The organism is Bartonella clarridgeiae ATCC 51734, assembly GCF_000518185.1.
Lineage (GTDB): Bacteria > Pseudomonadota > Alphaproteobacteria > Rhizobiales > Rhizobiaceae > Bartonella > Bartonella clarridgeiae.
Genome location: NZ_KI912397.1, coordinates 25,577 through 40,739, shown reverse-complemented (window position 1 = coordinate 40,739; position 15,163 = coordinate 25,577). Strand labels below are relative to the sequence as shown.

Below are 15,163 nucleotides of genomic sequence, written 5' to 3'. Positions count from 1 at the left end.
ATCGTATAATGGTAATTGCCTGTAAGAAAGGTCATTTTGATGCTTATTGCATTGTATTTTTATAAATTTTAAAATTTCTATTTTATACAATATGTAGAATCGGTCATAAACATTAATATGAAAGCATATCTTGATCTCTTATTCCATGTTTTGAAAAATGGGATTGACCGTTTGGATCGAACGGGTGTTGGGACGCGATCGGTCTTTGGGTATCAGATGCGGTTTAATTTACAGGACGGATTTCCACTGTTGACAACGAAAAAATTACATTTACGTTCGATTATTTACGAGCTTTTGTGGTTTCTTAAAGGTGATACAAATATTGCATGGTTAAAAGAACACGGCGTATCCATTTGGGATGAATGGGCTGACAAAGAAGGGGATCTTGGTCCTATTTACGGTTATCAGTGGCGTTCGTGGCCTGCACCAGATGGGCGCCATATTGATCAAATAAGTAATCTTTTGACTATGATTAAAAAAAATCCTGATTCACGTCGCTTAATTGTATCAGCATGGAATCCTGCATTGATAGACGAAATGGCTTTACCTCCTTGTCATTGTCTATTTCAATTTTATGTTGCTGCTGGTAAATTATCTTGTCAACTTTATCAGCGTTCGGCCGACATCTTTTTAGGTGTTCCATTCAATATTGCTTCTTATGCATTGTTGACAATGATGATTGCTCAAATAACCAATTTACAAGTAGGAGATTTTATTCATACTTTTGGCGATGCTCATCTTTATTTGAATCATTTTGAACAAGCAGAACAGCAATTATCTCGTACACCGAGTGCTTTGCCATTGATGCTTATAAATCCAGCAGTGAAAGATCTTTTTTCTTTTACATTTGAGGACTTTGAATTGCTTAATTATGAAGCTCTGCCACATATCAAAGCACCGGTGGCAGTATGACTCTTCCAATTTGTTTAATTGCAGCTGTTTCGCAAAACAGTGTTATAGGTCGTGCAGGTGCAATGCCTTGGCGTTTGTCAACAGATTTGCAACGTTTTAAAGCTTTAACTTTAAATAAGCCCATTGTTATGGGACGGAAAACTTGGGATTCTCTTAGACATCCCTTACCAGATCGCACGAATATTGTCATTACTCGTAATCGTACATTGATCTCTGAAGGTGCTGTTATTGCTCATTCTTTATCTCAAGCTTGTAATATTGCAGAAGAGGTAGCTTGTCAGAGTGGTGCGGATGCAATTTTTATTATTGGTGGTGGTGAAATTTTTCAACAAGGTTTGCAGATAGCTGATAAAATATTTCTTACTGAGATCTTAGCTTGTATTGAAGGTGATAGTTTTTTTCCTGTTTTTGATAAAGAAAAGTGGACTATTGTTAAAACACAATATATTCCAGAAAGTGATAAAGACAATTATCCAACACGTTTTGTGATTTATGAACGGAAATGATCGTTTAAAATATATGAAAGATTTATCATTCATTATTGTAAGAAGATAATAAGCACTTTAAACTGAGATCAAGGATCAAGTTTTGTAAATTATTAGACTTTGATTAATAACATTAATTTAAATGAGGTGATAATGCCCTGGACAAATCAAAATGGCAATGGCCCATGGAGTGGCGATAGAAATAAACTCGATGGGGATAAAAAATTACCACCTAAAAAGCCTTTCGGTTCTGGCAGTGGTAACGGTCCTAATATTGATGATATTTTCCGTAAAGGGCAGGATCAGCTCAAGCGGTTTGGTGGCAATAGCATTTTCATTATATTATTTCTACTTGCTTTGCTTTTATGGTTTTTCCAATCTATTTACATCGTTCAGCAAAATGAACAAGCAGTGGAATTGCGTTTTGGTATTCCTAAAGAAGGGATTATCAGTGATGGTCTACATTTTCATTTTTGGCCGATTGAAACCTATATGAAAGTGCCTCTAACAGAAAAAAACATTGCTATTGGTGGTCAGTCTGGTCAGTTGCAACAAAGTGAAGGCTTGATGCTTTCGAGTGATCAGAATATTGTTAATGTTAATTTTTCTGTATATTATCGGATTTCAAGTCCCAGCCAGTTTTTGTTTAATGTGAATGATCAGGAAGGTACAGTTCGCCAAGTTGCTGAAAGTGCAATGCGTGAGGTGATTGGTTCACGGCCAGTTGATGATGTGTTACGTGATAAGAAAGAAGAAGTGGCTGATGATGTCAAAAAAATTATTCAATTGACTGCAGATAAGTACCAACTCGGTGTTGAAATAAATCGTGTCTCAATCAGTGAAGCTGCTCCTCCTACTAAAGTTGCTGCTGCATTTAATTCTGTTCAACAGGCAGAACAGGAACGTGGGCGAATGATTGAAGAAGGTAATCGTGTGCATTTTACTAAGATGGGTTTAGCTAATGGTGAGGCTTCACGTACACGAGAAATCGCAAAAGGTGAAAAGGCGCAGATGATTGAAGAAGCAACAGGGCGTTCTGAACGTTTTCGAGCTATAGCGCGTGAAGCTGCAATTGCGCCGGAGGCTGCTCGCTATCGTCTTTATATGGAAACTATGGGGCGTATTCTTTCTTCTCCAAGAAAAGTGGTTTTGGATCAGACAGCTTCTCCAGCGGTATCTTATTTACCTCTGAACGAATTGCTGTCCAGTTCACCAAATAAAACAATAACAACAAAATCAGAACGTCCTACAGTGCGGTTAGATTCTGACGTTTCTAGGGGATACTAATATGCAGCAATCTCGTTTCTTTTTTATTTTGGGGATTATAATATTTATTTTTGTAGCCTTATGGATGTCTGTTTTTATTGTTTATCCTCGTCAACAAGTAGCGATTAAACGCTTTGGACAGATCGTTAATGTGGAGCCTAAACCTGGTATTTATTTTAAAATTCCTTTTTTTGATCATATAATTATTATTGATAATCGATTGTTGCGCTATGATTTGCCTACGCAATCTGTGCAGGTTCGAGGTGGTGCATATTATGAAGTGGATGCATTTTTTATTTATCGTATTACGAATCCTAAACTATTTTTACAGCGTATTGCATCTGGCCGTCCACAGATTGCTGCACGTGAAAACCTTGCACCGCGTTTTATTGATGCTTTGCGTGCTGTTTATGGTAAGCGAGAATTTAGAGCCGCTTTATCAGATGAACGTGGAGCAATGATGGCTGAAGTACAACGCCAATTTTCTGTAGATGCAGGCTCTTTAGGTATTACTATTGTTGATGTACGTATTCGCAAAACTGATTTAACAGATGCTGTTTCAGAGGATGTATATCGACAAATGGCGGCTGAGCGTGAGGCGGCTGCAGAAGATATTCGTGCTCGTGGTCAGCAAGAACGGGATCGCATTATTGCGGAAGCTAATCGTAAATATGAGGAAATCGTAGCAGCAGCAAAACGTGATGCTGAAATCACTCGCGGTGAAGGGCAGGCTGAAAGTATTCGTCTTTTATTGAATGCACGAAAAGCTAATCCATCATTTTACGATTTTTGGTTAGCAATGGAACAATACAAGAACTTAGAAAACACGTCGATGGTGATTTCACCAAAAGAGGACTTCTTTTTTTATTTCCGTAATCCCCCACAAGCAAATAAGGCGTTTTTACCTGTAGAGGTTTTGGATAATAAGGTGGTGATTGATAAATAGAAAGCCGTCATAAGATTATGTTGTTTTATGAAAACTTGATCTGAGATTTTTTTCTTTTTTCTTTAATGATGAAAGTGGTATGATCTTGTAGAGGGCGTACTAGTTTCATATAAATGGGTTTAATGATATTTTAGCAGTGTTGGCTAACGTATATTATAGGTAAAAATATGTTTCTTAAGCGTTTTGCTATAATGGTCACTACCTCTATGGTGTTGTTTTTATTGGCGTCAATAGGTTGGTCCAATGTTATTTTGGAAAAAGATACATCGTTATCAGTGCCTGATTTAGTTGCAACGCTTTTAGATACTGTAGTGAATATTTCTACAGCACAAATGGTTGATGGGACTGAACAGGATGAAGATACTTCTTCACCCGTTATCCCAAAAGATTCATTATTACAAGAATATTTTGATGATTTTTTTACACCTGAAGGTGATAAGAAAGATAGCCAATTTCAAAAAATTCGTTCTTTAGGATCAGGTTTTGTAATTGATGCACAAAAAGGACTTATCGTTACAAATTATCATGTTATCGTTGATTCTGATGATATTGAAGTTAATTTTACTGATGGCACAAAGCTAAAGGCAAAATTGCTTGGAAAAGATAGCAAAACAGATTTGGCTTTGCTTCAGGTTGCACCAGAGGGGAAAAAATTAAAAGCTGTACGTTTTGGTAATTCAGAAAAAGCACGTATTGGTGATTGGGTTATGGCTATAGGTAATCCCTTTGGTTTTGGTGGTAGTGTAACGGTTGGAATTATTTCTGCACGTAATCGTGACCTTAATGCTGGACCTTATGATAATTTTATTCAAACAGATGCGGCGATTAATAGAGGTAATTCTGGAGGCCCGCTATTTGATAGAAATGGTGAGGTGATTGGAATTAATACAGCGATTGTTTCTCCTTCCGGTGGATCAATTGGTATTGGCTTTGCTATACCATCTGATATGGCTCTTTCTGTTATCAATCAGTTGCGTGATTTTGGAGAAGTAAAGCGTGGTTGGCTAGCTATTCGGATTCAACCAGTTACAGATGATATTGCCAAAAATTTAAAATTAGATAAAGCTATTGGAGCATTAGTTGCAGGTAAAATAGAAAATGCAGAAGTTGATAATAGTCAGTTGCATGTTGGTGATGTTATTCTTGGTTTTGGAAATACCAAAATTAAAAATGCACATGATTTGCCGCGTTTAGTAGCAGAAGTTTCAGAAGGGGAAGTAGTTAATGTTACGGTTTTGCGTGATGGGCAAGAAAAAATAGTCAAAGTTAAACTTGGTCGTTTGGTTGAAACAGATTCAGATGAAAATATAACGGAAAACTCTGATAATGAAAAAGGTGATAGTTTCCCAGAAAAGATGACAATGCAGTTTATGGGAATGACATTATCAGAATTGACAGCTGACTTGCGTCAGCGTTATTCAATTGCAGATAAACTTAATGGATTGATTGTAACATCTGTTGCACAAAATAGTGTAGCTGATAAGAAGCGTATTCGCGTTGGTGAGGTGATTGTTGATGTTAATCAGATTGCAATCAAAACAATTGAGGATGCCAAAAAGCGTTTTCATAAATTACGTGAAGCTGGGCGTAAAAATGCTTTATTTGTAGTTGCTCGTCCAGATGGGGAATTGCGATTTGTAACAATCCAAATGGATTGATATTTTAATTTCCTTATGTGTTACTGATGTCAATAACAGTGATGTTTGCAGGAAAAAGATAAAGGCATTCCTTTTTATGACGCGAAGAACAGTTACATTGATAGCTGGCCCAACTGCAAGCGGTAAGTCAAAACTTGCATTGAAAATGGCTCAGGAAAAAAATGCTGTCATTGTTAATACCGATTCAATGCAGGTTTATGATATTTTAAACATTTTGACAGCACGGCCGACAAAAGCTGATACTACGATTGTTCCACATTATCTTTATGGTTCTGTGAATCCTTCTCTTAGTTATTCTGTAGGACAATGGTTACGTGATGTCGAAAAACTTTTAAATGTAATTACATCGCAATCAATTATTTTTGTTGGTGGAACAGGGCTCTATTTTCGTGCGCTTTTGGAAGGGTTTTCAGAAATTCCTCATATTCCAGATATTTGTAGGCAGAAATGGCGACGTCGACTTCAAGAAGAGGGAGCTGAGAGCCTTTATCGTCAGTTATTGCATGTTGATGCTGCACTCTCCGAGCGTATTGTTGAACAAGATGGTCAACGCATTATACGTGCTTTGGAAGTTTATGATGTGACTGGCAGAACGCTCAGTTGGTGGCAGAAGCAAAAAACTACATCTTTGATTGCAAAGGATTGTTTAGAAAAAATTCTTCTCATTCCACCACGTCAGCAGCTTTATGAGAGAATCAATAAGAGATTGGATAATATGGTTGAACAAGGAGTTTTACAGGAGGTGCTTGCTATAAGGCAGCTTATGCTTTCTCCTTTATTGCCAGCGATGAAAGCTATTGGTTTACCTGAACTTATAGCTTATTTAGATGGATATTTAAGTTTTGAAAATGCTATTGAAACAGCGAAAAAACAAACTAGGAGATATGCAAAAAGGCAAATGACGTGGTTTCGTAATCAATTGAATGGGGAATGGAAGATTATTGCTGCATAAAAATATTAAGCGCTTGAGGATAACTCAGAGAGGAGAGAATATTTTAGAAAAAAATTTTTTAAAGATAATTTTTATTAATAAATAATAGCATCGATAAAATTAGGATTCTATCCATACGATAGTGTTTTGACTATAACATGCATTATTTGAAATATAGTCGGTCATATGATGTTTCTTCTCATATCAGTAGGCTTTTTATAAGCCTTTATTTATTTTTTTGTGGAATGATTGAGGGAAAATGAAGAATTAGCCAAGAGCAGAATAGAGTGTAGATGGGAAAATAATGTCAGGGACTGAAATGACGATTCAAGCTCTTAATTTAATAAGAGAATGAAACATATTTTTGTTATTCTTGTGGTGCTGTTTTTAGTATTTAATGCAATTTATCAACAAGTTTCATTTCAGTGTATTTTAGTACGTCATGAGCGAATAGCAGGTTATGATATAAGGGTTATGCTTGTAATGTAGGGAAGATTTCTGTGATGTGTGTAACTTCTGCTTCTTTTGTGATCAATGCTGTATTCCTCTGCAGAATGCATTAATAGATGCAACATTGATTGTTTGTTTTCTGGTTAGGTAACTACAATGTTGACTGAAATAAATGATTGTCCAAAAGTTAGATACAGTTAGTATTGCAGATCATATACGAAAAAGAATTGGTTAGTTACAAATGTGAATGATCTTGCTATAGCTTATTCATGAAGCTTATATTCCTCAATTGGTCGTCTGGGACTAGTTTTTATTGACATTCCTAAAGATATAAAATTTGCTTCAGATATTTAATAAAATACCTCAAGGTATGATATCTATGCGTTTATAAAAGGGAGGGAAGGCTGTTAAATATACTGTTTCTCTTTTAAAAGCCTGTTATTTACTCTGGTGGGGTATTATTTCATCAGGTTTTGAAGCTGTGCAGTTATTATGTGGTTTGGTAAAATTGGAAGATTTTTCGATTACTTCCATATTAATTAGGTTTGGTACTTACTTTTCTTGTGGTAAAATTGGTTTGCGATGGATGGGACTTATGAAGCTAATATGACATTACATGACTGTGATTTTATGGTGACTGTTGATGTACGGTTTGATGATCGTACGCTGGACGATTTAATTTTGCTATTTATGTGCCGATTATTCACGTTGGTATTGATCCTTCTTTTATCAAGAATACAGTAAGATTAGATGTTGCACTTATTGGAATGCAGCCTGTATCTTGAAAGAGATAGTACAATGTTTACATCGGAAATAATCAGGATTAATAAAGAAAGCTTTAATTGAGTGGTGGGTGGAAATTAATCGCTGGCGGGTGTGTAATACGCTAGGATTCGTTGAAAAGAAAACGTTAATGCTACAATTAATTGATCAGCTTTATGTGCTTATAAAAAACTCGTATTATATTACATCTGGGGTTGGGTAAACCAGAGTGAGGGTGGTCAATATTATTATTTGATGAACCAAAGCATTAGATAGTTAGATAACATCTGTTGGATTTGGAGCAATAGATTATGTTTTTTCTTATGCTATTGGTGTTAAGTCGTACATCCTTATGGCAGTGTTATATATTGTCAGTGAAGCTTTAATTCAGATCGATATTCAGGAACTTGTAATAGCAATGCAGTTAATATCTCCAAAATTTTATTTTGAACATTTAGTACAGCGTTGTGGTGTGCTAATGTAATGGCAGCAATAATTACTATATGATAATCGTCTTTCTCATTTTTACACAGGAGTAATGCCAGATTTGTTAAATTAGTAGAGGCTTATGAAGCTGTTGGAATTCGTTGTTTAAGTTCAGATGAGTTTGATGATAAAATTAAACAGGTTATTAATTGTGATAAGCTAATTTTATTTGATTATTGTATCAACAGTTCTGTAAATTATTTTCCAATAATCTTATCTAAGTATATGGATAATTATATGTTATTTTCTGATGAGGTTAACTATAGTAGTAGTCTATATTATTTCTATTGAAGAACAAGTACTTGTATGAAAAGTGAAAAACATTACAATCCAGATTTAAAATTTTATTTTAGTCACTTCATTTTTGAAATGATTGAAGATTTGAAAATTGATTAGTTTATTAATGTTCTATAGGTTTTAACTGCCATAGAATATGCCAATAGGTATGGCAATAGTGAATTATAGCTTAGAGAATATTATACAGATAAAAACTGTTTCTTATAGTGGTTTTATTTTTAGAGTGCTTGCACTTTTTATGCGAATCTTATTTTATAGGTCATGCAGTTTTCAACAGAACAGGATAATGCATTAAAGGCTGTCGCCGCATGGTTGAAAAATGGGAAGTCGCCTGTTTTTCGTCTTTTTGGTTATGCAGGAACCGGAAAGACAACACTTGCTCGCTATTTTGCTGAAACAGTTGATGGTTCTGTTCAATTTACTGCATTCACAGGTAAAGCGGCACAAGTTTTACGTTCTAAGGGGGCGAGTAATGCTCGTACTATTCATTCATTGATTTATTGCCCTCGCGGTGAAGAAGAAGTTTCTGATGAAGTAACGGGTAAAACATCCCTTGCTCCAACGTTTGCATTAAATCGACAAAGTCCAGTTGCGCAAGCTAAACTTGTTATTGTTGATGAGTGCTCAATGGTTGATGAGCAATTAGCGCGTGATTTAATGAGTTTTCGAACCCCAATTCTTGTTCTTGGTGACCCTGGTCAGTTACCTCCCATATCGGGGGGTGGTTTTTTTTCTGAGAACGCGCCAGATTTTCTGTTATCAGAAATTCATAGACAAGCACGTGATAATCCAATTATTCGTTTAGCTATGGATGTGCGTGAGGGACGTGATATTGCTTATGGAGATTATGGTTCAGCGTGTGTTATTACTCGTAAAGAGGTTAGTCGACAATTAGTAATGGAAGCTGATCAGCTTTTAGTAGGAATTAATCGAACACGTCATCTTTATAATAAACGTTTACGTGAGTTAAAAGGATTTACAACGGATTGTCCGCAGGTTAGAGACAAACTTGTATGTTTACGAAATGATCCTAATAAAGGCTTGTTGAATGGATCTTTATGGAAAGTTATGACTTCACAAAAAGAGACTGTAAGACCAGGTATAAATCTTATTATTAAGCCAGAAGATAGTGAACGTGGCGTGGCAAAAATTAAACTTCTAAAAGCAATTTTTGAGAATCCTGATAATCAAGTTTCATGGCAATTAAAAAAAAGATATGATGATTTTGATTATGGATATGCGTTAACTGTCCATAAAGCTCAGGGCTCTCAATGGGATAATGTAGTTTTATTTGATGAAAGTTTTGCATTTCGTGATATGTACGCACGTTGGCTTTATACGGGAATTACACGAGCAGCAGAGCGCTTAACAATTGTTCGATAGCGCAAGAATATTTTATTGTTTGGTATTATGCTAAGATATTTCTTTTTAACGTTAATATTATAGAAGTGGTATAGTGTATGGCAATAAAACTTTCAGTTAATCTTAATGCTGTTGCTGTTTTGCGCAATAGGCGTAATCTTCCATGGCCAAGCATTGAAAATATTGGATATATAGCACTTTCTGCCGGTGCAGCAGGTTTGACAGTTCATCCACGTCCGGATGAAAGACATATCCGTTTTGTTGATTTACCAAATATACGTTTTTTAATGAATAATTCTTTTCCTAATGCTGAATTTAATATTGAAGGTTATCCAAGTGATACATTTTTAAATTTAGCAGAAAAATATGCTGATCAGATTACTCTTGTTCCTGATGCTCCAGATCAGCCAACTTCTGATCATGGTTGGGATTTTGCTAGCAATGCAGAATTTTTAGCACCTATTATTCAGCGTTTAAAAGAAAAAAATATTCGCGTGTCATTATTTGCTAATACAGTTTTAGATAGTCTCGATATTGCTAAAGCTATTGGTGCTGATTGTATAGAATTTTATACTGGACCCTATGGTGGTGCGTTTAATGATGAAAAAAAACAAACACAGGAATTAGATAAATTAGTTTTAGCAGCACAAAATGCAAGGGAATTAAAATTAGATATTAATGCAGGTCATGATCTGACAATTGCTAATCTTCCTGCTCTTGTTAATCGGATCCCTTGGATTAATGAAGTTTCTATTGGCCATGGACTTATCGCCGATGCATTAGAATATGGGATGCATGAAACTGTTCAGCGTTTCATTCAGTTATTGGTATAAATTTTTTGTCTATTTAATATTTAGATATCTATTCAAGAAAGTGTAATGATAGGTTATAGATTATATTTTAGTATCTAAATACTCTGATGAAATTGCCGAAAAGCACTATATTATTGTGTAATGACTTATTAACCATTAAATTATTAATTTCTATATCAGAAGCATAGAAATATTAGGCGCGAGATCTGGAAAATATTGATTGAGATCAGACTTGAATAAAATAATTTTACAATTTTAATTAAGATATGACAGGTAATATTTTTAAATAGCTTTCTAAATGTAAATTAATTTCATTTTGAGTATAGTATATTTAATTTATTAAAAATCCTAATTTCTGATATTAATTATCTGATAGTAATGGAAAGTACAGAGAATACTTTATTAATTATCTTTTTAAGCAATTGAAAAAATTATTTTTTAATTAGATTATAGTTTTTAAAGATCATTACGTTATTAATAAAATAAAAAAATAATATTGATTAATACTTGAGTGATTCAGTGCAGAATTATAAAAAGTCATAAATTTCAGCAATATTTTATTATTATTTTTTGTAATTGTATTATTTTTACTACATATTTTTTTGAAAAAATATGTATCATTATGTATTTATTGTAGCTTTTTTTCTGTAGATTTTTCGGAGTTTTATATGAAACGTTTAACAACATCTATTTTTGCATTACTTTTAGTTTCTGAAGCACAGGCAGCAGATTTTGTAATTCCTTATCAGTCATCTACCATTCCAACGGTCATTTCTCCTCCTCACTTTTCATGGACAGGTATTTATTTTGGTGGGCATGTTGGTGGTTTTGAAGGTCCGAGTACTTCCTATATGTCTACTCAAGGTGAAAGACAAAAACTCTTATTTAAAAATAATCCGTCACCTAAATTTTCAGGTGTTATAGGTGGTCTTTATGCAGGTGCAAGTTTTGATGTCAACAATGGGCTTGTTCTAGGTTTTGATACAGATATTAATTGGTCTGGTGCAAAGGATGAAAAATCTGTCGATATGGACAGTTTTGTAATGGCTTTACGAAAGATGGATAACGTTAGTAATAAGGATAACGTTAGTAATAAAATATTTCCAGGTTTTTCACTTGAGCAATTTATTAGTTTAAAGCAAACTTTAAAACAAAAATGGGTTGGTGCTACACGAGTTCGTATCGGGTTTGGTTTTGATCGTATTATGCCTTATGTTGCTGGTGGTGTTGCTTATACACATCTTAAAGATGTTTATGTAATGGAAACAGTAACACAGGAAACTCTTAAAACTGGAATAAGACAATCATCACAATCATCACAATCATCACAATCATCACAATTAGATTTTTCTATGGAGTCTGAAAAAAAGACAATGATTGGTTTTACCATTGGTGGTGGTTTAGATCTTGCAGTGACTGACAATCTTATTTTACGCGCGGAATACCGTTATTCAGATTTTAATAACAAGGAATTTACGAAGGAGAGATTTACAATTAAATATAAATCCAATGGTTTCTCTGTTGGTGTGGCTTATAAATTTTGATTTATCTTATTAATTGAAAGAGTCATATGTTTTTTCGATTTTATTTTTATATATGTCCATCTTCTCGAGATTTTAAGTTGAAAAAAAATGGAATTGTAGCAAGATCTATAATGAAAATTGCTTAAATTTAAAACATGGCTTCATCTTTTTATCTTTTCAGTCGTGGAGTTTTTTAATGCAAGATGTCATTTAATTAGTACAAAAATCAATATTAAACTCGATTTTAATATGGGAATTAATGCTATGTTGCGGTTATTCAATTCAATTGATCGAGCCAGTGATTCATTCATAACTGAGGAAAATGATATCGCAAGAGAGGCATTAGAAGGTCTTATTACTCGTTTGGAGAGTGATATCATTGATGGTAGTTGGATGACAAAAGGTTATATGGATATAGATTTTAAAATGATGCCTGCTCTTGTAAAGCAGGCAAACAATAAATATCCAGAGATGAATCTTAAACTTGCTATGACATTTGAAGATCTTTGCGTATCAGTACAAAAAACTATCGATGATGGGATTCAATCTTCAAGGTTTATAACGAATATACTGAATAGGAGTATGCCCCATTTTGTGGTAATTGACTTAAAAACCATCGATGACAAGACTTCCTTGGTATTATTTGAGGCTACAAAACTTGATCATAAGATTTCAAAGATACTTATATCGAGAATGAAAAGAGTCATTGAAGCTTCCCAATTGCCTTCTTGTTACTATTCCATTGTGGAAATGGATATTCAGAGAAGTTTCTCTGAGTGTGGAATTTTTAGTTTGGCTCTTGCTAAAAAGCTGTATCATGAGGCAGAAAAGTTGGAAAGAATACACAAAGATAATATTGACGGTGTTTTATGTGATTGCGAGTCATATTTACCTTATGATAAGTTGGATACATATCTTCCAGTTACTTTTTACAAACATGCACAAGGTATCAGTCGTATTAATGAATATGTGAAATCGAATCCAGAGGCTGCAAATAAAATTATTAATAAAAAAAATGAAACTATTTTTGAAAGGTTTGATAGAAATTCAATTGTGGTCAATAAGAAAAATGTATCTGTTTCATCACATAGAAAAAGGATTTCTGAATATAGATCATTAATAAGATGATGAAATTTTAGTTATTATTAGCTTATGTGAATGAAAAGCGATATGTATATTTCCGATGTGTTAATTTTTGTGAATTCATTTGATTTTTGCACTATCTTGCCTGTCAAAGGAAGGGAGTTACTTTTGTAGGTATTTGTGTCAAGATGGTAAATAGTATAGAGAATAAAAGCTACGTTTTTTATTTATGCAAGCCAATTAAGCAGCAAGGCAGAGTTCGTGAAAAATATTAATTAGTCATTTTATAATTCTCAAGACAATTTGTAATGGTATTGCAGACCAGTGGATACAGTCATTAATCTGTGTGCGGGGGAAGGTTTTTTTACTAAAATACTTAAATTTTAGAAGGATACACAAGGGGGGAGATTATTTACTATAGAAATTTAGCATTTTTATAAAATATATAAGGTTTCAACTATGAAAGAGTCAAAGCGAGTAAGTATAACGGTAACGCTACAACAACCTGACCTATTCTCACCTTACAATTACGTCTATCCTAATAGTAATGTGCTGAAAAATAAATATGGAATCACGGATTTTAAAAGTTTGGAGTCGAGATGTGCCCATGATTCAGCAAAAGCAGTCGTTAATTTGATGAAGGAACCTTGTCCAGAACGGTTTGATTCTACCTATCTAAAATATTTGCATAAACGCTTATTTGAGAATACGTTTGAATGGGCTGGACACACTCGTGATGTTCCATTTGCATTTTCAGATGGCACAAGTGCCGTGGTGTTAAAGATGAAAAAGAGCAATTCCAATATGTATTTCGCAGTTGGTAAAAAGATTCAGCAAAACTTAGCAAAGATAGACCGAATACTTGTCGAGAAGAATAATTTACAAGGTTTATCGCGTGAAGAATTTGTCTATCATGCAGCAGAATTATTTGCTTCTATCAATTATACACATCCTTTTAGAGAAGGTAATGGACGCACACAACGAATGTTTTTTTTAAAACTTGCCGAAGCTGCAGGTCATACGCTTGACTTCTCTGTCGTGACAACAAAACGTATGGAGTATGTGAGTGTTAAGGCAATGCAAGATAGAAATTTAGAGCCTATGCAACATATGTTTGAAGATATTTCCAATCCAGAGAAGCGGCGTATTTTAAAGCAATTCATGAGCGATATGAATGAGGTTGATCTTTTAAAGTTGGGATGTCAGATCGTTATGGTACCAAAAGAAGATGTGACCTATACGGGGTATTGTAAAAGCTTTGGTTCAGATTTCATTACAATAGAAATGCAAGATGTTTGCATCGTATGCAATAAAGATTATTTTACACCAGAACAATTAAGGGCATTAAAGCTTGATGACAAGCTCACTTTTACCATTGCAAAAACTGCAAATCTTGAAAACATTTTTATCCCAGAGGAAAAAATAGCTACTTTGACGGAAGATGAAATTATTGAAAAGATTGTAAAACATGTCTCTGTTCAAGCACAACGGGAGAAAATTAAACATTATTCAAAACTTGTTTATGGCGATTCAAAAAGGTTGGAAGAAACTATAGACATGATTAATGCAGAGCCGAGTTTTGCTAAAATGTTTGCTAAACAAATTATAGATTCTTCTGAATCTATTATTAAATTTTCGAATATCGGAATAAGCATAGAGGATCCGGCATACAATCAGAATAAGCATAGAGGATCCGGCATACAAAAAGTTGAGGAGAATCTTTATAAACTTGGTAATGCAATTGAAGATTATGGGAATGTTGTAGAAGCTTCTAAAAATGCAATTTTAAAGGAGCATCAAGAAAAACAAAAACGTTGTAAACAAGCGGTAAAAATGCCCAGCCAGGTAGTTCAGCGCATTCTTAATTTGCCAGAAAATATGTGGCAAGAAGCTTTAAAATCAGTAGCTCTTTTGTCTTTTAATAAAGATCTCTGTAATTTTATGGCTAAGGTTAATTCTCGTCTTTCTCCATGTGAATGTAAAGCACTCAATGATGATAACTATGAGCATTTCGCTCAAAGTATTGGTACATCAGTAAGTAAAGCAAAAACTGTTATAAGAACTATTAAGAAAATCAAAGAAATGCAGAGACAATTGCAAGTGGCCAGAATGAAACGGTTAAATGCAATGAATATGACTTGTTAACTTGTTAAAATGCGTGCTTTTGCATCTTCATTAAATATTTATGAG

General features: G+C 34.1%; 11 protein-coding genes. All 11 read left to right on the top strand.

Translation table 11 applies throughout. From position 1 onward, the window contains the following. Positions 1 to 117: 117 nt before the first annotated feature. The 11 genes from T420_RS0105675 to T420_RS0105615 all read left to right on the top strand — a co-directional run bounded on the left by T420_RS0105675 (position 118) and on the right by T420_RS0105615 (position 15,118). Positions 118 to 912, top strand: coding sequence for a thymidylate synthase (locus tag T420_RS0105675; protein WP_013545285.1), 795 nt, complete (start codon positions 118 to 120; stop codon positions 910 to 912). After that, positions 909 to 1,418, top strand: coding sequence for a dihydrofolate reductase (locus tag T420_RS0105670; RefSeq protein ID WP_013545284.1), 510 nt, complete (start codon positions 909 to 911; stop codon positions 1,416 to 1,418). The genes T420_RS0105675 and T420_RS0105670 overlap by 4 nt, the downstream gene beginning before the upstream one ends. Before the next feature lie 132 nt (positions 1,419 to 1,550). After that, positions 1,551 to 2,684, top strand: a complete 1,134-nt coding sequence (gene hflK, locus T420_RS0105665; protein ID WP_013545283.1) for an FtsH protease activity modulator HflK — start codon at positions 1,551 to 1,553, stop codon at positions 2,682 to 2,684. A 1-nt stretch (position 2,685) separates the two neighbouring features. Then, positions 2,686 to 3,609 (top strand): protease modulator HflC, encoded by a 924-nt coding sequence (hflC, locus tag T420_RS0105660; protein WP_026501216.1) that lies wholly within the window; start codon positions 2,686 to 2,688, stop codon positions 3,607 to 3,609. Positions 3,610 to 3,776: 167 nt separating this feature from the next. Further along, positions 3,777 to 5,267, top strand: a complete 1,491-nt coding sequence (locus tag T420_RS0105655) for a Do family serine endopeptidase (protein WP_013545281.1) — start codon at positions 3,777 to 3,779, stop codon at positions 5,265 to 5,267. A 76-nt stretch (positions 5,268 to 5,343) separates the two neighbouring features. Continuing rightward, positions 5,344 to 6,219, top strand: a complete 876-nt coding sequence (gene miaA / locus T420_RS0105650) for a tRNA (adenosine(37)-N6)-dimethylallyltransferase MiaA (RefSeq protein WP_013545280.1) — start codon at positions 5,344 to 5,346, stop codon at positions 6,217 to 6,219. A gap of 2,235 nt (positions 6,220 to 8,454) precedes the next feature. After that, the gene (locus T420_RS0105635) at positions 8,455 to 9,576 is read left to right on the top strand and encodes an ATP-dependent DNA helicase (protein WP_013545278.1); all 1,122 of its coding nucleotides are present in this window, start codon (positions 8,455 to 8,457) and stop codon (positions 9,574 to 9,576) included. A gap of 77 nt (positions 9,577 to 9,653) precedes the next feature. Beyond that, entirely contained in the window at positions 9,654 to 10,388 is a 735-nt protein-coding gene (locus T420_RS0105630; protein WP_013545277.1) for a pyridoxine 5'-phosphate synthase, read from the top strand. Between the two features lie 647 nt (positions 10,389 to 11,035). Beyond that, positions 11,036 to 11,911, top strand: coding sequence for an outer membrane protein (locus tag T420_RS0105625; protein WP_026501215.1), 876 nt, complete (start codon positions 11,036 to 11,038; stop codon positions 11,909 to 11,911). A 243-nt stretch (positions 11,912 to 12,154) separates the two neighbouring features. Then, on the top strand, positions 12,155 to 13,018 hold the full coding sequence (locus T420_RS0105620) for a YopJ/AvrA family T3SS effector serine/threonine acetyltransferase (RefSeq protein WP_013545275.1): 864 nt from the start codon (positions 12,155 to 12,157) through the stop codon (positions 13,016 to 13,018). A gap of 414 nt (positions 13,019 to 13,432) precedes the next feature. Continuing rightward, on the top strand, positions 13,433 to 15,118 hold the full coding sequence (locus T420_RS0105615) for a BID domain-containing T4SS effector (protein ID WP_013545274.1): 1,686 nt from the start codon (positions 13,433 to 13,435) through the stop codon (positions 15,116 to 15,118). Positions 15,119 to 15,163: the final 45 nt, after the last annotated feature.